The organism is Pseudomonas sp. S2_H10 (genome assembly GCF_054668285.1).
Map to the genome: position 1 here is coordinate 5030193 of NZ_CP162754.1, position 23452 is coordinate 5053644.

The window sequence follows — 23452 nt, forward strand, 5'->3', positions numbered from 1 at the left end:
ACATAGGCTTCCCCCCGAAATGATGGACATCAACGAGATTCGCGAATACCTGCCTCACCGTTACCCGTTCCTGTTGGTGGACCGGGTAGTGGAGCTGGATGTTGAAGGCAAGCGCATTCGTGCCTACAAGAATGTCAGCATCAACGAACCGTTCTTCAATGGTCACTTCCCTGCGCATCCAATCATGCCGGGCGTATTGATCATCGAAGCCATGGCTCAGGCTGCCGGGATCCTTGGTTTCAAAATGCTCGACGTGAAACCGGCCGACGGCACCCTTTATTACTTCGTCGGTTCCGACAAGCTGCGCTTCCGCCAGCCGGTTCTGCCAGGTGATCAGTTGATCCTTGAAGCCAAGTTCATCAGCTGCAAGCGTCAGATCTGGAAGTTCGAATGCCAGGCTTCGGTCGATGGCAAGCCTGTCTGCTCCGCTGAAATCATCTGCGCGGAACGCAAGCTATGAGTTTGATTGACCCTCGTGCAATCATCGATCCGACAGCCGTTCTGGCTGACGGCGTCGAGGTCGGCCCGTGGTCGATCGTCGGCGCAGGTGTGGAAATCGGCGAGGGGACAGTCATCGGGCCGCATGTGATTCTCAAGGGCCCGACCCGAATCGGTAAGCACAACCGCATCTACCAGTTTTCCTCGGTGGGTGAAGACACGCCTGACTTGAAGTACAAGGGCGAGGAAACCCGCCTGGTGATTGGTGATCACAACGTCATCCGTGAAGGCGTGACGATTCACCGTGGCACCATCCAGGACCGTTCGGAAACGACCCTGGGCGATCACAACCTGATCATGGCGTATGCCCACATCGGCCATGACAGCGTTATCGGCAACCACTGCATCCTGGTGAACAACACCGCCCTGGCGGGCCATGTGCACGTGGAAGACTGGGCCATTCTTTCCGGTTTTACCCTGGTTCATCAGTATTGCCACATCGGTGCCCACAGCTTCTCCGGCATGGGGACGGCGATCGGCAAGGATGTTCCTGCGTATGTCACGGTGTTTGGCAACCCTGCCGAAGCCCGCAGCATGAACTTCGAGGGCATGCGCCGTCGCGGTTTCAGCGAAGAGGCGATCCACGCGCTGCGTCGTGCCTACAAGGTGGTTTACCGCCAGGGCCTGACCGTGGAACAGGCGCTCGCCGAACTGGCAGAGCCGTCCGCCCAATACCCTGAAGTGGCGGTGTTCCGCGACTCCATCCAGTCTTCGACTCGCGGCATCACTCGCTGACCATGGTCAATCTGCGTATTGCGCTGGTAGCGGGTGAGGCTTCCGGTGACATTCTGGGTGCGGGCCTCATGCGCGCGCTCAAGGCTCGTCACCCTGCCGTCGAATTCATTGGAGTCGGCGGTCCGCTGATGCAGGCTGAAGGCCTGACCTCGTACTTTCCGATGGAACGCCTGTCCGTCATGGGCCTGGTGGAAGTGCTGGGCCGTCTGCGCGAACTGCTGGCACGGCGCAAGAAGCTGGTAGCCGACCTGATCGCCGCAAAGCCTGATGTGTTCATCGGTATCGATGCGCCGGACTTCAACCTCAATATCGAACTCAAGCTGCGTCAGGCCGGCATCAAGACCGTGCATTACGTCAGCCCGTCGGTCTGGGCCTGGCGGCAGAAACGCGTGCTGAAGATTCGCGAAGGCTGCGACCTGATGCTCACGCTGTTCCCGTTCGAAGCCAAATTCTACGAAGAAAAAGGCGTGCCGGTGCGGTTCGTCGGCCATACCCTGGCTGATGCCATCCCCCTGCAAGCCGATCGCGCCGCTGCGCGGGCCGAACTCGGTTTGCCTGACGGGCCGCTGGTGGCGTTGATGCCTGGCAGCCGTGGCGGTGAAGTCGGCCGGCTCGGCGCGTTGTTTTTCGATACTGCGCAGCGCCTGCGGGCGTTGCGTCCGGGGGTGCGGTTTGTGGTCCCGTGCGCCAATGCGCAGCGTCGCGCACAGCTTGAAGAGCTGTTGGCCGGTCGCGATCTGCCATTGACCCTGCTCGACGGCCAGTCCCATCTGGCCCTGGCCGCGTGCGATGCGGTGCTGATTGCTTCCGGCACCGCAACCCTTGAGGCGCTGCTGTACAAGCGGCCGATGGTGGTCGCCTACCGTCTGGCGCCGCTGACGTTCTGGATTCTCAAGCGCATGGTCAAGAGTCCGTATGTTTCGCTGCCGAACCTGTTGGCCCAGCGCCTGTTGGTGCCCGAGTTGTTGCAAGACGATGCGACGGTCGAAGCGCTGGCCCAGACCTTGTCGCCGTTGATCGAGGGTGGGGAAGAGCAGACCCGCGGCTTTGACGAGATTCACCGGACCTTGCGTCTGGACGCCTCCAACCAGGCTGCGGATGCAGTGCTGAACCTGATCGGCCAAGTACAGTGAGTAAAACGAACATGCAAATGGGGCTGGATTTCACCTTGGTCGCTGAAGTCGAAGAATTGGTTGCCGGCGTCGATGAAGTCGGTCGCGGCCCGCTTTGTGGCGCCGTGGTGACGGCGGCGGTGATCCTTGATCCGAACCGCCCGATCCTGGGCCTGAACGACTCGAAGAAACTCACCGAGGCTCGCCGCGAAAAGCTCTACGACGAAATCTGCGAAAAGGCCCTGAGCTGGTGCATCGCTCGCGCCGAAGTCGAAGAGATCGATGAACTCAATATCCTGCACGCCACCATGCTGGCCATGCAGCGTGCGATCGCCGGGCTGCATGTCCAGCCGAAGCTGGCGATGATCGACGGCAACCGTTGCCCGAAACTGCCGATGCGCTCCGAGGCCGTGGTCAAGGGCGATAGCAAGGTTCCCGCCATCGCCGCCGCATCGATCCTGGCCAAGGTCAGCCGTGATCGTGAAATGGCTGCGTTCGAATTGATCTACCCGGGTTACGGCATCGGCGGGCATAAAGGCTACCCGACGCCCGTTCATCTGGAAGCGCTGGCACGGCTTGGGCCGACCCCGATTCATCGGCGTTCGTTTGCCCCTGTGCGGCTGGCGTATGAGGCTCGCGAAGGATTGATCGAGAGTTAGTCGCAAGGCTGATGTTTTACTCAAGGCCCGGTACAATCCGGGCCTTGTTGTTTTCACGTTCACAGACAGGATCACTATGCCGGCTTCATTCGTTCACCTACGCCTGCACACTGAATACTCCCTGGTCGACGGTCTGGTGCGGATCAAACCGCTGGTCAAGACCCTGGTCGGCATGAACATGCCTGCCGTGGCGGTCACCGACCAGAACAACATGTGTTCCCTGGTCAAATTCTATAAAAACGCCATGGGTGCCGGGATCAAGCCGATCTGCGGCGCCGACCTGTGGCTGTCGAACAAGGATCCGGACAACCCGCTGAGCCGGATCAGCCTGCTGGTGATGAACGCCGAAGGCTATCGCAACCTCACCGAGCTGATTTCCCGCGGCTTTATCGATGGTCAGCGCAATGGCGCGGTCATCATCGAGCGCGAATGGGTGGCTGAAGCCAACGCCGGCTTGATCATGCTGTCGGCGGCCAAGGAGGGCGAGATCGGCCAGGCCATGCTCAGCGGCAACCCCGCCGAGGCCGAAACCCTGGCCCGCGAATGGATGGACGTGTTTCCGGATCGTTTCTACCTGGAAATCCAGCGCACCAGCCGCCCCAACGATGAAGAACAACTGCACGGCGCCGTGGCGCTGGCCGAGAAGCTTGGTGCGCCGCTGGTGGCGACCAACGATGTGCGCTTCATCAAGCAGGAAGACTTCGCCGCCCACGAAACCCGCGTCTGCATCGGCGAAGGCCGCGCCCTCGACGATCCGCGGCGTTCGAAGAACTACAGCGATCAGCAGTACCTCAAAAGCGCCGATGAAATGGCCGAGCTGTTCAGCGACATTCCCGAGGCGCTGGAAAATACCGTCGAGATCGCCAAGCGCTGCAATATCGAAGTGAAGCTGGGCACGCACTTCCTGCCCAACTTCCCGATCCCCGATGGCATGACCATCGACGAATACTTCCGCAAGGTCTCGTTCGACGGCCTGGAGGAACGGCTTGCAGTACTGTGGCCCAAAGACACCACCGAAGACTACGAGGCCAAGCGTCAGGTCTATGTCGACCGGCTGAATTTCGAGCTGGATATCATCATCCAGATGGGCTTCCCCGGTTACTTCCTGATCGTGATGGACTTTATCCAGTGGGCCAAGAACAACGGCGTGCCGGTAGGTCCAGGCCGTGGATCGGGTGCCGGGTCGCTGGTGGCCTATGTGCAGAAGATCACCGACCTCGACCCGCTGGAATATGACCTGCTGTTCGAACGTTTCCTCAACCCGGAACGGGTCTCCATGCCCGACTTCGACGTCGACTTCTGCATGGACGGTCGTGACCGGGTAATCGACTACGTGGCCGAGAAATACGGCCGCAATGCGGTGAGCCAGATCATCACCTTCGGTTCCATGGCCGCCAAGGCTGTGGTCCGCGACGTGGCGCGGGTGCAGGGCAAGTCCTACGGGCTGGCGGATCGTCTGTCGAAGATGATCCCGTTCGAAGTCGGCATGACCCTGGAAAAGGCCTACGAGCAGGAAGAGATCCTGCGCGACTTCATCAAGGTCGATGAAGAAGCCGCGGAAATCTGGGAAATGGCGCGCAAGCTCGAAGGCGTTGTGCGTAACGTCGGCAAGCACGCCGGTGGTGTGGTGATCGCGCCGACCAAGCTCACCGACTTTTCGCCGATCTATTGCGACGAGGCCGGTGACGGCCTGGTAACCCAGTTCGACAAGGATGACGTTGAGGCTGCCGGCCTGGTGAAGTTCGACTTCCTCGGCCTGCGGACCCTGACGATCATCGACTGGGCGCTGAAAACCATCAACCGCGAGCGCGCCAAGGTCAACGAGCCGCCGCTGGATATCGCGTTCATCCCGCTGGACGACAAACCGACCTACACGCTGCTGCAGAAAGCCGAAACCACAGCGGTGTTCCAGCTTGAATCGCGCGGCATGAAGGAGCTGATCAAAAAGCTCAAGCCCGACTGCCTGGAAGACTTGATCGCACTGGTGGCGCTGTTCCGTCCGGGCCCGCTGCAATCGGGCATGGTTGACGACTTCATCAACCGTAAGCACGGCCGCGCCGAATTGGCGTACCCGCACTCGGACTACCAGTACGAAGGCCTCAAGCCAGTACTGGCGCCGACTTACGGCATCATCCTGTATCAGGAACAGGTGATGCAGATTGCCCAGGTCATGGCCGGTTACACCCTCGGTGGTGCGGACATGCTGCGTCGAGCCATGGGTAAGAAAAAACCCGAGGAAATGGCCAAGCAGCGTGGCGGCTTCATTGAAGGTTGCGCGACCAACAATATCGACGCCGACCTCGCCGGTAACATTTTCGACCTGGTGGAAAAATTCGCCGGCTACGGCTTCAACAAATCCCACTCCGCCGCCTATGGCCTGGTGTCGTACCAGACCGCGTGGCTGAAAACCCATTACCCGGCGCCGTTCATGGCCGCGGTACTGTCGGCGGATATGCACAACACCGACAAGGTCGTGACCTTGATCGAAGAAGTGCGCACGATGAAGCTGCGTCTCGACGCGCCGGACGTGAACACCTCCGAATTCAAGTTCACGGTGAACGACGAAGGCCGGATCATTTACGGCCTGGGCGCAATCAAGGGCGTGGGTGAGGGCCCGGTCGAGGCGATCACTGAAGCGCGCCTGAAAGGCCCGTTCAAGGATCTGTTCGATTTCTGCGCACGGGTCGACCTCAAGCGCATCAACAAGCGCACCCTCGACGGTTTGATCCGCAGCGGTGCGCTCGATCGCCTCGGGCCGTATTTCCACGATGAGCAGAAAGCCTACCAGGCCAACATCGACCGCAATCGCGCGGTGCTGCTGACGGCCATGGAAGAAGCGATCAAGGCGGCCGAACAGACCGCGCGCACCCAGGACAGCGGTCACTCCGACCTGTTTGGCGGTCTGTTCGTCGAAGAAGACGCCGACGTCTACGCCAATCACCGCAAAGCCAAGGAACTGACCCTCAAGGAACGCCTGAAAGGGGAGAAAGACACCCTCGGCCTGTACCTGACCGGTCACCCGATCGACGAATACGAGGGTGAAATCCGTCGTTTCGCCCGCCAGCGCATCATCGATCTCAAGCCGGCGCGCGATACCCAGACTGTCGCCGGGATGATCATCGCCTTGCGGGTCATGAAGAACAAAAAGGGCGACAAGATGGGGTTCATCACCCTTGACGACCGCTCCGGGCGGATCGAGGCCTCGCTGTTTTCCGAGTCGTTCCATGCGGCGCAGTCGCTGTTGCAGACCGACGCCATGGTGGTGGTCGAAGGCGAAGTCAGCAATGACGACTTCTCCGGCGGCCTGAAGCTACGGGTCAAGCGGGTGATGAGCATGGAAGATGCGCGCACCAACCTGGCCGAAAGCCTGCGCCTGAAGTTGCATGCCAAGGACCTCAAGGGCGATCAGCTACGCTGGCTGGGTGAATTGTTGAAGCGTCATCGCGGCGCGTGCCCGGTCACCATGGACTACACCAGCCCCGATGCGAAGGCCATGTTGCAGTTCGGCGAAGGCTGGCGAATCGATCCGGCGGATGCGTTGATTCAAGCCCTGCGTGACCAGTTCGGGCGAGACAACGTCTTCCTCCAATACCGTTGACGGTCAGTGCCAGCAGATTGCCCTGACCTTGACCTGAATTTTTAATCTCGACCTCAACGCGCCTGTCCCTTAAGGTAGGGCGCGAATAGACAACCGGCCGGCCCAAGAACCCTTGGGACTCGACCCAAGACGGACGCCTATGAACCCGAATTTTCTAGATTTCGAACAGCCGATCGCCGACCTGCAAGCCAAGATCGAAGAGTTGCGCTTGGTCGGTAATGACAATTCGCTGAATATCGGCGATGAGATCTCCCGCCTGCAGGACAAGAGCAAGACGCTGACCGAAGACATCTTCGGCAAGCTGACCAGCTGGCAGATCGCACGTCTGGCGCGTCACCCGAAACGTCCGTATACCCTGGACTACATCGAACACATCTTCACCGAGTTCGACGAACTGCACGGTGATCGTCACTTCTCCGACGACGCTGCCATCGTTGGCGGCATCGCCCGTCTGGACGACAAGCCGGTGATGATCATCGGTCACCAGAAAGGCCGTGAAGTGCGCGAGAAGGTTCGCCGCAACTTCGGCATGCCGCGTCCGGAAGGCTACCGCAAGGCTTGCCGCCTGATGGAAATGGCCGAACGTTTCAAGATGCCGATCCTGACCTTCATCGACACCCCGGGCGCCTACCCTGGCATCGACGCTGAAGAGCGCAACCAGAGCGAAGCGATTGCCTGGAACCTGCGAGTGATGGCCCGCCTGAAAACCCCGATCATCGCCACCGTGATCGGTGAAGGTGGTTCCGGCGGTGCACTGGCGATCGGCGTCTGCGATCAGTTGAACATGCTGCAGTACTCGACCTACGCGGTGATCTCGCCGGAAGGTTGTGCTTCGATTCTGTGGAAAACCGCCGAAAAAGCGCCGGATGCCGCTGAAGCGATGGGCATCACCGCCGAGCGCCTCAAAGGCCTGGGTATCGTGGACAAGGTGATTGGCGAGCCATTGGGCGGCGCACACCGTGACCCGGCCACTGCCGCCGCGTCGATCCGCGCCGAGCTGAGCTCGCAACTGGCGATGCTCAAGAAGTTCGACAACGATGCGCTGCTCAAGCGCCGTTATGATCGCCTGATGAGCTACGGTCTGTAATCGGATCTCGCTGTACCCATGTGGGAGCGAGCTTGCTCGCGATGAGGGTTTAACATTCAACAAACATGTTGGCTGTTCTACCGCTATCGCGAGCAAGCTAGCTCCCACATTTGATTTGTGCAAAGGGAAAGATATGGATCGGCCCGGAATTGATTTGCCTTCCAGACTCTTGCTGAATCTGAAGTCGTGGCGCAACGCCACCGCTTGGCACATCGCCTTCTCCGGCGGCCTCGACTCCACCGTCCTGCTGCACCTTCTTGCACACCTCGCCAAAACCCAATCCCTGCCGACGCTCAACGCCATCCATGTCCATCACGGCCTTCAAGCCGCGGCCGATGCGTGGCCGGAACATTGTCGTTCCGTGTGCGCTGCGCTGGGCGTGCCGCTGCAAGTCGTTCGCGTGCAGGTGCAACCGGGCGCCAGCCTTGAACGTGCAGCCCGGGATGCGCGCTATCACGCCTTCACTGAAACCGTTCAGGCCAACGAAGTGCTGCTGACGGCCCAGCACCGCGACGATCAGGCGGAAACCCTGCTGTTTCGATTGCTGCGTGGGGCCGGTGTGCGCGGGCTGTCGGGAATGCCGCGTCAGCGTCCGTTGGGCAAGGGTCATCTGCTGCGGCCATTGCTTGATGTCACACGGGCTGAACTGGAGGCTTATGCCAGCGAGCAAGGCTTGAGCTGGGTCGAAGATCCTTCGAACGAGGATCGGCAGTACTCGCGCAACTACCTGCGACATCAGGTGTTTCCTGCGTTGGCCTCGCGCTGGCCGCAAGCGGTGGCGACCATGGCTCGCAGCGCTGCGCACTTGAGTGAGGCGCAGGCATTGCTCGATGATCTGGCGGACATCGATTTGAGTCTGGCGAGCACGGTCAGTGATTTCGATTGGCTGGGCTTGCCGTCTCTGGAGCTGGCAGCACTGGAGAAACTCTCGGTCGCACGCCAGCGAAATGCAATCAGTCGCTGGTTGGAACCACGCACGCGAATGCCGGACAGTGACCACTGGTCGGGTTGGGAAGATTTGCGTGATGCCACCGGTGATGCCCGACCGATCTGGCGCTTGGCGCAGGGCGAGTTGCATCGGGCCGGCGGACGAGTCTGGTGGGTGTCCGGTGCCTGGCTGAATCCATTGCCCGTTGCAGGAACATGGCTGGACCCCGCTCTGCCGCTGGTGTTGCCAGGCAACGGCGTGCTCACGCTCAGCGGCAAAATCCCCGATGGCCCGGTGCAGATCCGCTATCGTGAAGGCGGTGAGGTAATGGGTTTGCCGAACCGCGGGCATCGGGACCTGAAACGTTTGCTCAATGAAAACGCTGTACCGTCCTTCGTGCGCGGCAGATTGCCGCTGCTCTACAAAGACGGCCAATTGCTGGCGGTAGCGAACCTCAAGGGGCTCGATGGTGGTGCGATCGGCGACTGGCATTTGCATTGGCAGCCACTGAACGAAGATCAAGGTTTGAGCTGAAAGGGGCTTTCCGGTAGACTACGCTCCCTTCTTGATACAACTTCTGTGGATTCGCCTGAATTGCAGGAGTTGCCGATTACCAAGCAGTCTTTGCTGGGCGATTCCAAAAAATGTGTAGCGAGCAACGAACCGGTGATTCATTTCCCGGTCTGTCCCAACGCGGCGGTTTTTTTGAAAGGTGCACTGTGATTAATGCAGGTGATCGGGGGCTTCGGCCTTCCTTCGCTTTCCCCGGCGGCTCGGACCGCTTTAACGCAGACTTCTAGGGTTTTTCATGACGCGCTACATATTCGTCACGGGCGGTGTTGTTTCTTCATTGGGGAAAGGCATTGCATCGGCATCATTGGCGGCCATCCTGGAGGCGCGGGGACTTAAGGTCACCATGCTGAAGCTGGACCCGTACATCAACGTCGACCCGGGCACCATGAGCCCGTTCCAGCACGGTGAAGTGTTCGTCACCCACGACGGCGCCGAGACCGACCTGGACCTGGGCCACTACGAGCGGTTCATCCGCACGACCATGACCCAGAACAACAACTTCACCACCGGCCGTGTCTACGAGCACGTGCTGCGCAAAGAGCGCCGTGGTGACTACCTGGGTGCAACCATCCAGGTGATCCCGCACATCACCGACGAAATCAAGCGCCGCATCATCAAGGGTGCTGGCGACGCCGACGTGGCAATGGTCGAGATCGGTGGCACCGTGGGTGACATCGAGTCGCAACCGTTCCTCGAGGCGATCCGCCAACTGCGTTTCGAAGTCGGTGCCAAGCGCGCGATGCTGATGCACCTGACACTGGTGCCGTACATCGCCACTGCCGGCGAAACCAAGACCAAGCCAACCCAGCACTCGGTCAAGGAGTTGCGTTCCATCGGCCTGCAGCCGGACGTGCTGGTCTGCCGCTCCGATCACCCGATCGATGTGTCTTCGCGCCGCAAGATCGCGCAATTCACCAACGTTGAAGAACGTGCGGTGATCGCGCTGGAAGACGCCGACACCATCTACAAGATCCCGGGCATCCTGCACTCCCAGGGCCTGGACGATTTCGTCGTCGAGCGTTTCGGCCTGCAATGCGGCGGTGCCGACCTGTCCGAGTGGGAAGCCGTGGTCGACGCCAAGCTCAACCCTGAGCACGAAGTCACCATCGCCATGGTCGGCAAGTACATGGAGCTGCTGGACGCCTACAAGTCGCTGATCGAAGCGATGAGCCACGCCGGGATCAGCAACCGTACCAAGGTCAATCTGCGCTACATCGATTCCGAAGACATCGAGAACCAGGGCACTGCTCTGCTCGAGGGTGTCGACGCCATCCTGGTGCCTGGCGGCTTCGGTCTGCGTGGCGTTGAAGGCAAGATCACCGCCGTGCAATACGCTCGCGAAAACAAGGTTCCATACCTGGGTATCTGCCTGGGCATGCAAGTGGCCGTTATCGAGTTCGCTCGTAACGTCATGGGCTGGAAAGACGCCAACTCCACCGAGTTCGATCGTGCAAGCGGTCACCCGGTCGTGGGTCTGATCACCGAGTGGGAAGATGCCACCGGCGCCGTCGAAACCCGTACCGAAACTTCCGATCTGGGCGGCACCATGCGCCTGGGTGCACAGGATTGCCTGCTGGAGCCAGGTTCCCTGGTTCACGGTTGCTACGGCAAGGACGTGATTGTCGAGCGTCACCGTCACCGCTACGAAGTGAACAACAACCTGCTGCCGCAAATCATGGAAGCCGGTTTGAAGATCTCCGGGCGCTCCGGTGATGGCGCACTGGTTGAAGTGGTTGAAGCACCGGATCACCCATGGTTCGTCGCTTGCCAGTTCCACCCTGAGTTCACCTCGACGCCACGCGACGGTCACCCGCTGTTCAGCGGTTTCGTCAAGGCAGCGTTGACTCAACACCAGAAGAAGGCGTAACCCCCGATGGCACAGAAGATCATCCGCGTCGGCGACATCGAGATTGCCAACGACAAACCCATGGTGCTGTTCGGTGGCATGAACGTGCTGGAAAGCCGTGACATGGCCATGCAGGTTTGCGAAGAGTATGTGAAGGTCACCGAAAAGCTCGGTATCCCTTACGTGTTCAAGGCCAGTTTCGACAAGGCCAACCGGTCTTCTGTGACCTCCTATCGTGGTCCTGGCCTGGAAGAAGGCATGCGCATCTTCCAGGACATCAAGCAAGCCTTCGGCGTGCCGATCATCACCGACGTCCACGAGCCTGATCAGGCCGCGGTCGTCGCTGAAGTCTGCGACATCATCCAGTTGCCGGCCTTCCTGTCGCGCCAGACCGACCTTGTGGTCGCGATGGCCAAAACGGGCGCAGTGATCAACATCAAGAAAGCCCAGTTCCTCGCGCCTCAGGAAATGAAGCACATCCTGAACAAGTGTGTGGAAGCGGGTAACGATCAGTTGATCCTCTGCGAGCGTGGTTCGAGCTTCGGCTACAACAACCTGGTCGTCGACATGCTCGGCTTCGGCATCATGAAGCAGTTCGAATACCCGGTGTTCTTCGACGTGACCCACGCGCTGCAAATGCCTGGTGGTCGCGCCGATTCCGCCGGCGGTCGTCGCGCCCAGGTCCTCGACCTGGCGAAGGCCGGCATGAGCCAGTCGCTGGCCGGCCTGTTCCTGGAAGCCCACCCGGATCCGGACAACGCCAAATGCGACGGTCCTTGCGCCTTGCGCCTGGACAAACTGGAGCCATTCCTGGCCCAGCTCAAAGCTTTGGACGAACTGGTGAAGAGTTTTCCGACGGTAGAAACCGCGTAACATCGAAATCCGACTGTAGGAGCCGGCTTGCTGGCGATGGGTCCGTAAGGACGCTATCGCCAGCAAGCCGGCTCCTACAAGTGTGACCTCAAGTTATAAAATCGAGCAGTAAGCGTTTTCGTCAACTTTGGAGTGTTTACAACAATGGCTAAAATCGTCGACATCAAAGGTCGTGAAGTTCTCGACTCCCGTGGCAATCCCACCGTGGAAGCGGACGTGCTTCTCGACAACGGCATCATCGGCAGTGCCTGCGCGCCGTCCGGTGCTTCCACTGGCTCGCGTGAAGCGCTCGAGCTGCGTGATGGCGACAAGAGCCGTTACCTGGGCAAGGGCGTCCTGAAGGCCGTAGGCAATATCAACGGTCCGATCCGCGACCTGTTGAAAGGCATGGACCCAAGCGACCAGAAAGCGCTCGATCTGGCAATGATCAAGCTCGACGGCACTGAAAACAAAGGTTCCCTGGGCGCCAACGCGATCCTCGCCGTTTCCCTGGCCGCGGCCAAGGCAGCAGCACAGGACCAGGACCTGCCGTTGTACGCTCACATCGCCAACCTGAACGGCACCCCGGGTGTCTACTCGATGCCGGTTCCGATGATGAACATCATCAACGGTGGCGAGCACGCCGATAACAACGTCGACATCCAGGAGTTCATGGTTCAGCCGGTTGGCGCCAAGTCCTTCTCGGAAGGTCTGCGCATGGGCACCGAGATTTTCCACCACCTCAAAGCCGTGCTGAAGGCTCGTGGCCTGAGCACTGCCGTTGGTGACGAAGGTGGTTTCGCGCCGAACCTGGCTTCCAACGAAGACGCACTGAAAGTGATCTCCGAAGCCGTTGCCAACGCCGGTTACAAGCTGGGCACCGACGTGACCCTGGCCCTGGACTGCGCGGCCAGCGAATTCTACGAAGACGGCAAGTACAACCTGTCCGGCGAAGGCCAGGTGTTCACCGCCGAAGGCTTCGCTGACTACCTCGAAGGCCTGACCGAGCGTTACCCGATCATCTCCATCGAAGATGGCCTGGACGAGTCCGACTGGGCTGGCTGGAAGATCCTCACCGACAAGATCGGCGAGAAAGTCCAACTGGTCGGCGACGACCTGTTCGTGACCAACACCAAGATCCTGAAAGAAGGCATCGATAAAAAGATCGCCAACTCGATCCTGATCAAGTTCAACCAGATCGGCACCCTGACCGAAACCCTGGAAGCCATCCAGATGGCCAAGGCTGCCGGTTACACCGCCGTGATCTCGCATCGCTCCGGCGAAACCGAAGATTCGACCATTGCCGACCTGGCCGTGGGCACCTCGGCTGGCCAGATCAAGACCGGCTCCCTGTGCCGTTCCGACCGCGTTTCCAAGTACAACCAACTGCTGCGTATCGAAGAGCAGTTGAATGGTAAAGCCAAGTACAACGGTCGCGGCGAATTCCGCGGCTAAGCAGTACATGGTAAAAAAGACACCGGATTGTGTCGGAAAAATCGCTCCAGCGACGTTTTTGCCACTAATCTGATGCCTTATCAGCACAAGCCTGGTTCTTCCAGGCTTCGTGCTATCAGAAGCTTCACGTTTGGCATGGCTGTCTTTTTTCACTGGATACCTGATATTCGATGCGCAGTCCCAATTGGTTGTTCCTCATCCTGCTTTTGTTGCTGGCTGGCCTGCAGTACCGCCTGTGGGTGGGAAATGGCAGCTTGGCGCAAGTGGCCGAGTTGACTCAGCAGATTGCGGATCAGCAGGCTGAGAACCAGGCCTTGCTGGAACGTAATCGGGTGATGGACGCCGAAGTCAGTGAGTTGAAAAAGGGCATGGAGACCGTTGAAGAACGGGCTCGCCATGAGTTGGGCATGGTCAAGGACGGTGAAACCCTTTACCAGTTGGCCCAATGATTAATTCGTTGCCGGCCTTCTGGGCCGTGATTCCTGCCGCGGGCGTCGGTGCCCGTATGGCCGCGGACCGTCCCAAGCAATACTTGCAACTGGGCGGGCGCACTATTCTCGAACACAGCCTCGGCTGTTTCCTCGATCATCCTGCTCTGAAAGGCCTGGTGGTCAGTGTCGCTGTCGACGATCCTTATTGGCCAAACCTGGCGTGTGCCAGTGACCCGCGCATTGCCCGGGTCGAGGGCGGTTCCGAACGTTCAGGGTCGGTGCTCAATGCCTTGCTGCACCTGCATGCGCAGGGCGCTGATGATGAGGATTGGGTACTGGTTCACGATGCCGCACGGCCGAATCTGGCCCGTGATGATCTCGATAAATTGTTGGGCGAACTGGCGGATGATCCGGTCGGTGGTTTGTTGGCGGTTCCGGCACGGGATACGCTCAAACGGGTCGACAAACACGGTCGTGTGGTCGAAACCGTGGATCGCAGCGTGATCTGGCAGGCCTACACGCCGCAGATGTTTCGTCTCGGGGCGTTGCATCGGGCTTTGGCGGACAGCCTGGTGGCGGATGCACTGGTGACCGATGAAGCCTCGGCCATGGAATGGGCCGGTTTGGCACCACGCCTGATCGAAGGGCGCTCCGATAACCTCAAGGTTACGCGTCCTGAAGACCTTGAATGGTTGCGCCAGCGTTGGGCCAATCGTCGCTAATTGGCGTACTCGGGCCGCTCGGCCAACCCCTCCTTCAAAAAATCCACCAACTTGCGCACCTTCGGCGACAAATGCCGCTGTTGCGGATACAGCGCCCAAACCGCTGTATTCGGCGGTTGATGAGGTTCCAACAACGAAATCAACGCGCCGCTTTTCAAGTGCTCCAACACGTAATAGTCCGGCAACTGACACAGTCCTACGCCTTGCAGCGCGGCATCCAGAACCGCTTGCCCACTGTTGCAACGCCAGTTTCCCTGCACCCTTTGCGAAAATTCCCGCCCGTTCTGCTCCAGTTGCCAAAGGTCCGAACTGCCGATGAGGCAGTTGTGGCGGCTCAGCTCCGACAGGCTGTGCGGGCGGCCGTAGCGTTCAAGGTAGGAGGGTGATGCGCAGAGAAACATTCGCCTCGGCGCGAGGCGGGTGGCAACAAGTCGTGAGTCCTGCAAACGCCCGAGGCGGATCGCCAGATCGAGGCCTTCATGGACCAGGTCGAGTTGCCGGTTGGTCAGTTCGATATCAATGCGCAGTTGCGGATACAACCCCATGAACCGCGTCACCAGCGGCACGATGAAGCGTTCGCCATAAGCCACGGCGCAGGTCATGCGCAGCATGCCTTTGGGTTCGCTGGTCAAGTCGCCCACTGCGCGCAATGCCTCTTCGCGTCCGTCCTGCAGGCGCTGGCAGTGTTGCAGAAAGGTTTGCCCGGCTTCAGTCAGCGTGACGCGCCGGGTACTGCGATAGAGCAGGCGAGTCTGCAAACGCTCTTCCAGGCGTACGATTTGTCGACTGACGTGTGAGGAAGAAACCCCCAGGCGTTCCGCCGCCGCAGTGAACTGACTGCATTCGGCAACGGCGACAAACTCGTCGATCCCTTCCCAGCGATTTTCGGACATCAATGATTATCCCTGTGCGGCAATAATATTTTGCATTTGCATCGATTATTCATCGTTGAGCCATGTATTACACTCCCTGTCTCGTTTTTATTCACTGGAGACTCACCATGATCAAGTCGCGCGCCGCCGTTGCCTTCGAGGCCAAGAAGCCCCTCGAAATCGTTGAAGTGGATGTCGCCATGCCCAAGGCTGGCGAAGTCTTGCTGCGTGTGGTGGCCTCCGGTGTCTGCCATACCGATGCCTACACCTTGTCCGGCGCCGACCCGGAAGGCATCTTCCCGTCGATCCTCGGCCATGAAGGTGGTGCGATTGTCGAGGCCATCGGCGAAGGCGTGACCTCTGTTGCGGTCGGCGACCATGTGATCCCGCTGTACACCCCGGAATGCCGCCAGTGCAAATTCTGCCTGTCGGGCAAAACCAACCTCTGTCAGGCGATTCGCGCAACCCAGGGCAAAGGCTTGATGCCCGACGGTACTTCGCGTTTTTCCTACAAGGGCGAAACGATTTTCCACTACATGGGTACTTCGACCTTCTCCGAGTACACCGTGCTTCCGGAAATCTCCGTGGCCAAAATTGCCAAGGAAGCGCCGCTGGAAAAAGTCTGCCTGCTGGGCTGCGGCGTCACTACTGGGATCGGTGCAGTGCTCAACACCGCCAAGGTGAAACCGGGTGATACCGTGGCCATTTTCGGCCTAGGCGGCATCGGTCTGTCGGCAGTGATTGGTGCCGTGAAAGCCAAGGCAGCGCGCATCATCGCCATCGACATCAACCCGGCCAAATTCGAGATCGCCAAGCAGTTGGGTGCAACCGATTGCGTCAACCCGAAAGACTTCGATCGTCCGATTCAGGAAGTCATCGTCGACATGACTGACGGCGGTGTCGATTTTTCCTTCGAGTGCATTGGCAACGTGCAATTGATGCGTGCGGCGCTGGAGTGCTGCCACAAAGGCTGGGGCGAGTCGGTCATCATCGGTGTTGCCGGTGCTGGTCAGGAAATCGCCACCCGCCCGTTCCAGTTGGTCACCGGCCGCGTCTGGCGCGGTTCGGCGTTTGGCGGCGTGCGCGGCCGTACCGAGCTGCCGAGCTATGTGGAAATGGCCGAGACCGGCGAGATTCCGCTGGATACCTTCATCACCCACACCATGGGCCTGGAAGATATCAACAAGGCGTTTGACCTGATGCATGAAGGAAAAAGCATCCGTTCCGTCATCCATTTCTGAGGTCTGTCATGAGCCTGGAAAATATCTCCTGCCAGAAAAGCTTCGGCGGCTGGCACAAACGCTACCGCCATCGCTCGCAAGTGCTCGGCTGCGACATGGTGTTCGCCGTGTACCTGCCGCCACAGGCAGAGCAGGGCGGCAAGCTGCCGGTGTTGTACTGGCTGTCCGGCCTGACCTGCACCGACGAGAACTTCATGCAAAAGGCTGGCGCCATGCGCATGGCCGCCGAGTTGGGGCTGATCATCGTCGCCCCCGACACCAGCCCGCGCGGTGCCGATGTGCCGGGCGATCCGGATGGCGCTTGGGACTTCGGCCTCGGTGCTGGCTTCTATCTGAATGCCACCCAGGAACCTTGGTCGCGCCACTATCGGATGCATGACTATGTCGTGCAGGAATTGCCGACATTGGTCGAAGCCCATTTCCCTGCGTCGGACAAGCGCGGCATCAGCGGTCACTCCATGGGTGGTCACGGCGCGCTGGTCTGTGCCTTGCGCAATCCGGGGCGCTATCTGTCGGTGTCGGCGTTCTCGCCCATCAACAATCCGATGGATTGCCCGTGGGGACAGAAAGCGTTCTCCCGCTATCTGGGGGAGGACCGTTCGAAATGGCGTGAATGGGACGCCTGTGCGTTGATTGCCGAGGCCGAAGAAAAGCTGCCGCTGCTGGTCGACCAGGGTGATCGCGACGATTTCCTTGCCACCCAGCTCAAGCCGCAAGCCTTGCAACAGGCGGCCAAGCTGGCCGGTCACCCACTGACGTTGCGCCTGCAACCCGGCTACGACCACAGCTATTTCTTCATCGCGAGCTTCATCGAAGATCACTTGCGGCATCACGCGCATGCTCTGGTTGGCTAATGCAGGTAGAATCACGCCCTGACAAAATTCGGGGCGTTTTTTTATGCGTATTGGCCACGGCTATGATGTGCACCGTTTCGCTGAAGGCGATTTCATCACTCTGGGCGGCGTGCGTATTGCACACGGCTTCGGGTTGCTCGCGCATTCCGACGGTGACGTCCTGCTGCACGCCTTGAGCGATGCCTTGCTCGGCGCCGCTGCGCTCGGCGACATTGGCAAGCACTTCCCGGATACCGACCCGCAATTCAAGGGCGCCGACAGCCGTGTGCTGTTGCGTCACGTCGTCGCACTGGTCCATGCCAAAGGCTGGAAAGTCGGCAACGTCGATAACACCATCGTTGCCCAGGCGCCGAAAATGGCCCCGCATATCGAATCGATGCGCGCGCTGATTGCCGCGGATCTTCAAGTAGAGTTGGATCAAGTGAACGTGAAAGCTACCACCACCGAAAAGCTCGGCTTTGTCGGTCGCGAAGAAGGCATTGCCGTGCACTCCGTTGCCTTGTTGCTGCGCGCATGAACGAACTGCAATTGCTCGGCCCGCGGGCTTACGGTGAGGCCCTCGGCACGGCGGTACTGAAAGCCATCGCGGAAGACTTCCAGGTCGACGAAGTCCTCGACATTCCCCTTAGCGGCGACGGCGAACACCTGTGGATCTGGGTGGAAAAGCGCGGCCTGAATACTGAGGAGGCGGCTCGGCGGATTGCCAAGGCGGCGGGTGTACCATTGCGCACCGTCAGCTATGCCGGGCTCAAGGACCGTCAGGCCCTGACGCGTCAGTGGTTCAGCGTGCAATTGCCGGGCAAGGCTGATCCGGATCTGTCGGCGGCAGAAAACGACACGCTTAAAATCCTCAAGACCAGCCGGCACAAACGCAAGCTGCAACGCGGGGCGCACTCGGCCAACGGTTTCACGTTGCGCCTGACGCAATTCGCCGGCAACAAGGCCGCGCTTGAAGAGCGTCTGCAACTGATCGCCAAACAGGGCATCCCCAATTATTTTGGTGCCCAGCGTTTCGGCCATGACGGCGGCAACGTCGTCGACGCCCGTGCCTGGGCTGCGCGCAAGGCGTTGCCGGAGCAGCGCAATGTGCGCTCGCGGCTGCTCTCCACGGCGCGCAGTTTTCTGTTCAATCAGGTGCTGGCCGCACGTGTCGCCGATGGCACCTGGCAGCGTGCCCAGGTGGGCGATCTGCTGGCATTCACCGACAGCCGCAGCTTTTTCCCGGCAGGCGAAGCCGAGTGCAGTGACCCGCGCCTGGCGATTCTCGATCTGCACCCGACCGGTCCCCAGTGGGGCGAAGGTGACTCGCCGGCCACGGGGGTTGTCCATGAACTGGAGCAGGCGATTGCTGCACGCGAAGCGGACCTTCGCGATTGGTTGATCCGCGCCGGAATGAGCCACGAACGTCGCATCCTGCGGCTGCCCATTGGCGGGTTGACGTGGCATTATCCCTCGCTGGACATTCTGCAACTGGAATTCGTCCTGCCGGCCGGATGCTTCGCCACCGTATTGGTGCGTGAGCTTGTTGATCTGGTGCCGGTGGGGCAGACGGACAGCCCATGCGTATTCTGATTTCTAACGACGATGGGGTAACCGCACCCGGACTCGCCGCGCTTTATGCTGCGCTGGCGGATTACACCGAGTGCGTGGTTATCGCCCCGGACCAGGACAAAAGCGGCGCCAGCAGTTCGCTGACGCTCGACCGTCCGTTGCACCCGCAAACCCTGGCCAACGGCTTTATCAGCCTCAACGGCACACCCACCGATTGCGTGCACCTGGGCCTCAACGGCCTGCTGGAGCGCGAAGCGGACATGGTGGTTTCCGGTATCAACCTGGGTGCGAACCTGGGGGACGATGTGCTGTATTCCGGTACGGTGGCGGCGGCCCTCGAGGGGCGTTTCCTGAAACACCCTTCATTTGCCTTTTCGCTGGTCTCACGCCAGGTAGATAACCTTCCCACGGCGGCCCATTTCGCGCGCAAACTGGTCGAAGCCCATGCTGACCTGGATCTGCCACCGCGCACGGTACTGAACGTGAACATTCCCAATTTGCCGCTGGAGCGAATCCGCGGTATCCAGCTGACTCGCCTGGGCCATCGCGCCCGAGCCGCGGCACCGATGAAGGTGGTGGATCCGCGGGGCAAGTCCGGTTACTGGATCGCCGCTGCCGGGGATGCCGAAGACGGCGGCCCGGGTACCGATTTCCATGCGGTGATGCAGGGTTATGTTTCGATCACGCCGCTGCAGCTGGATCGCACGTTCAATGATGCCTTCAGAAGTCTGGACGGCTGGCTGGAGGGACTGCGCTGATGGGTCGCGAACAAGACGATATGCTGCGTCGCGGTATCGGCATGACCTCCCAGCGAACCCGGGAGCGGCTCATCCAGCGCCTGTACGAGGAGGGCATCTCCAACGCGAGGGTGCTGGAGGTCATTCGCCGGACCCCGCGCCACCTTTTCGTCGACGAAGCGCTGGCGCATCGTGCCTATGAAGACACTGCGCTGCCGATCGGCAACAACCAGACCATCTCCCAGCCTTATATGGTGGCGCGCATGAGCGAGCTGCTGCTGGAGGCCGGTCCCCTCGACAAGGTGCTGGAGATTGGCACCGGGTCGGGTTATCAGACGGCGGTGCTGTCGCAACTGGTCGAGCGTGTGTTCTCGGTCGAGCGCATCAAGGTCCTGCAGGATCGGGCAAAGGAACGCCTGGTCGAACTGAACCTGCGCAACGTGGTGTTCCGCTGGGGCGATGGTTGGGAAGGCTGGCCGGCCCTGGCGCCGTATAACGGGATTATCGTCACCGCGGTAGCGACCGATGTGCCTCAGGCATTGCTTGACCAGTTGGCACCGGGAGGGCGAATGGTGATCCCGGTCGGGTCTGGCGAAGTGCAGCAATTGATGCTGATCATCCGCGAGGAGCAGGGCTTTTCCAGGCATGTTCTGGGGGCTGTACGTTTTGTGCCATTGCTCAATGGGCCACTGGCCTGAGCATTTGTTTCGGCACGCTGAATTCTCTTCGATTGCCTTTGTCTTACAGCGGCATCGTTCAGTTAAACGGAGTTTATCGTCAGGCAGCAAACGTGTGCGCGACGGCGATTCGCCACATTAAAGGTAAAGCGTGCACGGCCCGTTATACTTGCGACAGTTCATGCCGGACTCCGGTATTTCATATTTTCAGCCACCACAGAGGGAGCGGCGGGTGAGTCTCACAGTCATTGCGCAGCGTATGAGTAAAACGAGCTTTCAGCGCCTGGTGACTGGCCTTGTCTTGAGCACATTGCTGGTCGGTTGTTCCAGCAACAAATCCAGTGATGTCCGTGTCGTGGATCGCAACAATGCCGCGCCTCAGCGCCCGGCCGTGACCACGGGGCAATACGTGGTGCGCCCCAAGGACACCCTGTTCTCCATCGCTTTCCGTTACGGCTGGGACTACAAAGCCCTCGCGGCGCGCAACAACATTCCTGCGCCCTACACCATCCATCCGGGTCAGACGATTCGCTTTGATGGTCGCACCGATTCAACGTCGACCGCGGTGGCCGGTACGTCCGGTTCAACACCTTCGTCGTCGAGTAAAACCACGGTCATCCGTCGTTCGGCAAACGGTACGACCACCAGTACGACGACGATTGTACCGTCCGTCGCGAGCAAGCCTGCAACCGCTCCCTTGCCCCCGCCCGGGCCAGCCCCGACCGGCTGGGGATGGCCATCTAATGGCATTCTGATTGGAAAATTCTCTTCAAACGGTAGTTTGAATAAAGGAATTGATATCGCCGGAGATTTGGGACAGCCTGTTTTAGCTGCGTCTGATGGGACGGTGGTATACGCCGGGAGTGGCTTAAGGGGCTACGGCGAATTAGTGATCATCAAACACAGTGAAACCTACGTCAGTGCCTACGGACATAACCGCAGGCTGTTGGTTCGGGAGGGGCAGCAGGTCAAGGTCGGACAGACAATTGCCGAAATGGGGTCAACGGGTACAGACCGGGTGAAACTGCATTTTGAGATTCGCCGCCAAGGTAAACCTGTAGATCCGCTGCAATTCCTGCCACGTCGTTGATCGCTTACCAGCCTGTTCCTCGCGTAGAGGGGACAGGCTCCAGCGTTGCCAGGGAGAAAGGCGCCGCTTGAGCTTGAGGTCGAACTCACCAAAGGACTATAACAATGGCTCTCAGTAAAGAAGTGCCGGAGTTTGACATCGACGATGAGGTTCTCCTGATGGAGAGCAGCATCGATACGGATTCGATGTCGAATGATGAAGGGGCGGCTCCACCTTCCGTTCGTGCCAAATCCAAACACTCCGCATCGTTGAAACAACACAAGTACATTGACTACACGCGGGCACTCGATGCCACGCAGCTGTATCTCAATGAAATTGGTTTCTCTCCCCTGCTTTCACCCGAAGAAGAAGTTCATTTTGCGCGCCTGTCGCAAAGTGGCGATCCGGCCGGGCGCAAACGCATGATTGAAAGCAACTTGCGGCTGGTGGTGAAAATCGCCCGGCGCTATGTCAATCGTGGGCTGTCGCTGCTGGACCTGATCGAAGAGGGCAACCTCGGCTTGATCCGGGCGGTGGAGAAGTTCGATCCGGAACGCGGTTTCCGCTTCTCGACCTACGCGACCTGGTGGATTCGCCAGACCATCGAACGCGCAATCATGAATCAGACCCGGACCATCCGGTTGCCGATCCATGTGGTCAAAGAGCTGAACGTGTACCTGCGGGCCGCGCGGGAGCTGACGCAAAAACTCGACCATGAACCCTCACCCGAAGAAATCGCCAACCTGCTGGAAAAACCGGTGGGAGAGGTCAAGCGCATGCTCGGCCTTAACGAACGGGTTTCTTCGGTCGACGTCTCGCTGGGTCCGGATTCGGATAAAACCCTGCTTGATACCCTCACTGACGACCGCCCAACCGATCCATGCGAACTGTTGCAGGACGACGACCTGTCCCAGAGCATCGATCAGTGGCTCTCGGAACTGACCGACAAGCAACGCGAAGTGGTTGTACGCCGCTTCGGCCTGCGTGGTCATGAAAGCAGCACCCTTGAAGACGTAGGCCTGGAAATCGGCCTGACCCGTGAGCGGGTCAGACAGATTCAGGTGGAAGGCTTGAAGCGGCTGCGCGAGATCCTCGAAAAAAATGGTCTGTCGAGTGAGTCGCTGTTCCAATAAGGCGCTCACTGCGATGGCTTGAAAAACCCCGAATGGCTCGGGGTTTTTTTTGCCTGGGCAAAAGACCGGATTCCCGCAAAATTTTGGTTTCGTGCTGTAAGCCCAAGCTTACACTTGCGTAAGTGTTCGTTATTTTTACACCCTGGCAATCGTCCATGCGTAGCGCCGATAATCGCTATCCATATGATTTATATTGATATTTTTTATTATGAATGGCGTGTGACAGCCAGACAGCACACCGGGGGGCGATTGATCCTGAAGGGGAAAGCTCTAGTATGGCGCTTGTGTCGACGGACAGACACGTCCTTCAAGGATGAAGGAAATGGACATCGCAGGACGCGATTCATCAGGACGATGAAAAGGAACACAGGGAATAGGGAAAAAATGTGGGCGGGTCAAACCGCCCCTTTTTTTTGCCCGCAGAAAAGCAAAAAGGCCCTTGTGGGGCCTTTTTCGCGAACGCGGGGGTAATCAGCGTTCGAGGTCTGCGATCTTGCCTGGCTTGCCGTCCCATTCCGCGGAATCGGGCATTGGATCCTTGCGTTCGGTGATGTTCGGCCAGATATCGGCCAACTCAGCGTTCAGCTCGATGAAGTTCTCCATGCCGGCCGGAACCTCATCTTCGGAGAAGATAGCCACAGCAGGGCATTCAGGTTCGCACAGCGCGCAATCGATGCACTCATCCGGGTGAATCACCAGGAAATTCGGGCCTTCGTAAAAGCAGTCCACCGGACAGACTTCTACGCAGTCGGTGTACTTGCACTTGATGCAGTTGTCGGTGACGACGAAGGTCATTTCTAATTTTCTCCTCAGGCGCGGCTT

General features: G+C 59.5%; 22 protein-coding genes. 20 read left to right on the plus strand and 2 right to left on the minus strand.

What is annotated here, in order from left to right; genetic code table 11:
- Nucleotides 1-19: 19 nt before the first annotated feature.
- The 12 genes from fabZ to ispD all read left to right on the plus strand — a co-directional run bounded on the left by fabZ (nt 20) and on the right by ispD (nt 14496).
- Nucleotides 20-460, plus strand: a complete 441-nt coding sequence (gene fabZ / locus AB4O16_RS22505) for a 3-hydroxyacyl-ACP dehydratase FabZ (RefSeq protein ID WP_007978374.1) — start codon at nt 20-22, stop codon at nt 458-460.
- The gene (gene lpxA, locus AB4O16_RS22510) at nt 457-1233 is read left to right on the plus strand and encodes an acyl-ACP--UDP-N-acetylglucosamine O-acyltransferase (RefSeq protein WP_160389934.1); all 777 of its coding nucleotides are present in this window, start codon (nt 457-459) and stop codon (nt 1231-1233) included. Before fabZ ends, lpxA begins: the two co-directional genes overlap by 4 nt.
- Before the next feature lie 2 nt (nt 1234-1235).
- Nucleotides 1236-2366 carry a lipid-A-disaccharide synthase gene (gene lpxB / locus AB4O16_RS22515; protein ID WP_160389935.1) on the plus strand — a complete coding sequence of 377 codons (1131 nt, stop codon included), beginning with the start codon at nt 1236-1238 and terminating at the stop codon, nt 2364-2366.
- A gap of 11 nt (nt 2367-2377) precedes the next feature.
- On the plus strand, nt 2378-3004 hold the full coding sequence (gene rnhB / locus AB4O16_RS22520) for a ribonuclease HII (protein ID WP_160389936.1): 627 nt from the start codon (nt 2378-2380) through the stop codon (nt 3002-3004).
- Nucleotides 3005-3080: 76 nt separating this feature from the next.
- Nucleotides 3081-6602, plus strand: a complete 3522-nt coding sequence (gene dnaE / locus AB4O16_RS22525; RefSeq protein ID WP_460155844.1) for a DNA polymerase III subunit alpha — start codon at nt 3081-3083, stop codon at nt 6600-6602.
- A gap of 139 nt (nt 6603-6741) precedes the next feature.
- Nucleotides 6742-7689 carry an acetyl-CoA carboxylase carboxyltransferase subunit alpha gene (locus tag AB4O16_RS22530; RefSeq protein ID WP_150718431.1) on the plus strand — a complete coding sequence of 316 codons (948 nt, stop codon included), beginning with the start codon at nt 6742-6744 and terminating at the stop codon, nt 7687-7689.
- Between the two features lie 133 nt (nt 7690-7822).
- Nucleotides 7823-9151 carry a tRNA lysidine(34) synthetase TilS gene (gene tilS / locus AB4O16_RS22535; protein WP_160389938.1) on the plus strand — a complete coding sequence of 443 codons (1329 nt, stop codon included), beginning with the start codon at nt 7823-7825 and terminating at the stop codon, nt 9149-9151.
- 274 nt (nt 9152-9425) lie between these two features.
- On the plus strand, nt 9426-11057 hold the full coding sequence (locus AB4O16_RS22540) for a CTP synthase (protein ID WP_110657475.1): 1632 nt from the start codon (nt 9426-9428) through the stop codon (nt 11055-11057).
- Between the two features lie 6 nt (nt 11058-11063).
- Entirely contained in the window at nt 11064-11909 is an 846-nt protein-coding gene (kdsA, locus tag AB4O16_RS22545; RefSeq protein ID WP_150718434.1) for a 3-deoxy-8-phosphooctulonate synthase, read from the plus strand.
- Between the two features lie 144 nt (nt 11910-12053).
- Complete coding sequence (gene eno, locus AB4O16_RS22550) at nt 12054-13343, plus strand: phosphopyruvate hydratase (protein ID WP_460155845.1); 1290 nt, start codon at nt 12054-12056, stop codon at nt 13341-13343.
- Between the two features lie 170 nt (nt 13344-13513).
- The gene (gene ftsB, locus AB4O16_RS22555; protein ID WP_007970710.1) at nt 13514-13792 is read left to right on the plus strand and encodes a cell division protein FtsB; all 279 of its coding nucleotides are present in this window, start codon (nt 13514-13516) and stop codon (nt 13790-13792) included.
- Complete coding sequence (ispD, locus tag AB4O16_RS22560; protein WP_160389940.1) at nt 13789-14496, plus strand: 2-C-methyl-D-erythritol 4-phosphate cytidylyltransferase; 708 nt, start codon at nt 13789-13791, stop codon at nt 14494-14496. The genes ftsB and ispD overlap by 4 nt, the downstream gene beginning before the upstream one ends.
- On the opposite strand, the gene AB4O16_RS22565 is transcribed toward ispD, so the two are convergent.
- Nucleotides 14493-15389, minus strand: a complete 897-nt coding sequence (locus tag AB4O16_RS22565; RefSeq protein ID WP_160389941.1) for a LysR family transcriptional regulator — start codon at nt 15387-15389, stop codon at nt 14493-14495. The two genes, ispD and AB4O16_RS22565, sit on opposite strands and share 4 nt — an antisense overlap.
- A 107-nt stretch (nt 15390-15496) precedes the next feature.
- Between AB4O16_RS22565 and AB4O16_RS22570 the strand changes: the two genes are divergently transcribed.
- The 8 genes from AB4O16_RS22570 to rpoS all read left to right on the plus strand — a co-directional run bounded on the left by AB4O16_RS22570 (nt 15497) and on the right by rpoS (nt 22630).
- Entirely contained in the window at nt 15497-16609 is a 1113-nt protein-coding gene (locus tag AB4O16_RS22570) for an S-(hydroxymethyl)glutathione dehydrogenase/class III alcohol dehydrogenase (protein ID WP_060541048.1), read from the plus strand.
- 8 nt (nt 16610-16617) lie between these two features.
- The gene (gene fghA, locus AB4O16_RS22575) at nt 16618-17463 is read left to right on the plus strand and encodes an S-formylglutathione hydrolase (RefSeq protein ID WP_160389942.1); all 846 of its coding nucleotides are present in this window, start codon (nt 16618-16620) and stop codon (nt 17461-17463) included.
- A 43-nt stretch (nt 17464-17506) separates the two neighbouring features.
- A complete protein-coding gene (gene ispF / locus AB4O16_RS22580) occupies nt 17507-17980 on the plus strand; it encodes a 2-C-methyl-D-erythritol 2,4-cyclodiphosphate synthase (protein WP_096513149.1) in 474 nt (157 codons plus the stop codon).
- Entirely contained in the window at nt 17977-19035 is a 1059-nt protein-coding gene (gene truD / locus AB4O16_RS22585) for a tRNA pseudouridine(13) synthase TruD (protein WP_460155846.1), read from the plus strand. Before ispF ends, truD begins: the two co-directional genes overlap by 4 nt.
- Nucleotides 19023-19772 (plus strand): 5'/3'-nucleotidase SurE, encoded by a 750-nt coding sequence (gene surE, locus AB4O16_RS22590; RefSeq protein ID WP_150718441.1) that lies wholly within the window; start codon nt 19023-19025, stop codon nt 19770-19772. The genes truD and surE overlap by 13 nt, the downstream gene beginning before the upstream one ends.
- 41 nt (nt 19773-19813) lie before the next feature.
- The gene (locus AB4O16_RS22595) at nt 19814-20449 is read left to right on the plus strand and encodes a protein-L-isoaspartate(D-aspartate) O-methyltransferase (RefSeq protein ID WP_177323574.1); all 636 of its coding nucleotides are present in this window, start codon (nt 19814-19816) and stop codon (nt 20447-20449) included.
- A 211-nt stretch (nt 20450-20660) separates the two neighbouring features.
- Nucleotides 20661-21518 carry a peptidoglycan DD-metalloendopeptidase family protein gene (locus tag AB4O16_RS22600; RefSeq protein ID WP_460155847.1) on the plus strand — a complete coding sequence of 286 codons (858 nt, stop codon included), beginning with the start codon at nt 20661-20663 and terminating at the stop codon, nt 21516-21518.
- Between the two features lie 104 nt (nt 21519-21622).
- Nucleotides 21623-22630: an RNA polymerase sigma factor RpoS gene (gene rpoS, locus AB4O16_RS22605; RefSeq protein ID WP_007990225.1), complete on the plus strand. Its 1008-nt coding sequence runs from the start codon at nt 21623-21625 to the stop codon at nt 22628-22630.
- Between the two features lie 471 nt (nt 22631-23101).
- Here rpoS and fdxA read toward each other — a convergent pair whose 3' ends face one another.
- Nucleotides 23102-23425, minus strand: a complete 324-nt coding sequence (gene fdxA, locus AB4O16_RS22610) for a ferredoxin FdxA (protein ID WP_007970729.1) — start codon at nt 23423-23425, stop codon at nt 23102-23104.
- Nucleotides 23426-23452: the final 27 nt, after the last annotated feature.

Coding starts and splice junctions, on each gene's coding strand:
- AB4O16_RS22530 (WP_150718431.1), top strand. CDS start 6,742: ATGAACCCGAATTTTCTAGATTTCGAACAGCCGATCGCCGACCTGCAA.
- truD (WP_460155846.1), top strand. CDS start 17,977: ATGAACGAACTGCAATTGCTCGGCCCGCGGGCTTACGGTGAGGCCCTC.
- dnaE (WP_460155844.1), top strand. CDS start 3,081: ATGCCGGCTTCATTCGTTCACCTACGCCTGCACACTGAATACTCCCTG.
- lpxB (WP_160389935.1), top strand. CDS start 1,236: ATGGTCAATCTGCGTATTGCGCTGGTAGCGGGTGAGGCTTCCGGTGAC.
- rnhB (WP_160389936.1), top strand. CDS start 2,378: ATGCAAATGGGGCTGGATTTCACCTTGGTCGCTGAAGTCGAAGAATTG.
- ispF (WP_096513149.1), top strand. CDS start 17,507: ATGCGTATTGGCCACGGCTATGATGTGCACCGTTTCGCTGAAGGCGAT.
- surE (WP_150718441.1), top strand. CDS start 19,023: ATGCGTATTCTGATTTCTAACGACGATGGGGTAACCGCACCCGGACTC.
- kdsA (WP_150718434.1), top strand. CDS start 11,064: ATGGCACAGAAGATCATCCGCGTCGGCGACATCGAGATTGCCAACGAC.
- AB4O16_RS22540 (WP_110657475.1), top strand. CDS start 9,426: ATGACGCGCTACATATTCGTCACGGGCGGTGTTGTTTCTTCATTGGGG.
- fdxA (WP_007970729.1), bottom strand. CDS start 23,425: ATGACCTTCGTCGTCACCGACAACTGCATCAAGTGCAAGTACACCGAC.
- lpxA (WP_160389934.1), top strand. CDS start 457: ATGAGTTTGATTGACCCTCGTGCAATCATCGATCCGACAGCCGTTCTG.
- eno (WP_460155845.1), top strand. CDS start 12,054: ATGGCTAAAATCGTCGACATCAAAGGTCGTGAAGTTCTCGACTCCCGT.
- ispD (WP_160389940.1), top strand. CDS start 13,789: ATGATTAATTCGTTGCCGGCCTTCTGGGCCGTGATTCCTGCCGCGGGC.
- ftsB (WP_007970710.1), top strand. CDS start 13,514: ATGCGCAGTCCCAATTGGTTGTTCCTCATCCTGCTTTTGTTGCTGGCT.
- AB4O16_RS22565 (WP_160389941.1), bottom strand. CDS start 15,389: ATGTCCGAAAATCGCTGGGAAGGGATCGACGAGTTTGTCGCCGTTGCC.
- fabZ (WP_007978374.1), top strand. CDS start 20: ATGATGGACATCAACGAGATTCGCGAATACCTGCCTCACCGTTACCCG.
- AB4O16_RS22570 (WP_060541048.1), top strand. CDS start 15,497: ATGATCAAGTCGCGCGCCGCCGTTGCCTTCGAGGCCAAGAAGCCCCTC.
- fghA (WP_160389942.1), top strand. CDS start 16,618: ATGAGCCTGGAAAATATCTCCTGCCAGAAAAGCTTCGGCGGCTGGCAC.
- AB4O16_RS22595 (WP_177323574.1), top strand. CDS start 19,814: ATGACCTCCCAGCGAACCCGGGAGCGGCTCATCCAGCGCCTGTACGAG.
- rpoS (WP_007990225.1), top strand. CDS start 21,623: ATGGCTCTCAGTAAAGAAGTGCCGGAGTTTGACATCGACGATGAGGTT.
- tilS (WP_160389938.1), top strand. CDS start 7,823: ATGGATCGGCCCGGAATTGATTTGCCTTCCAGACTCTTGCTGAATCTG.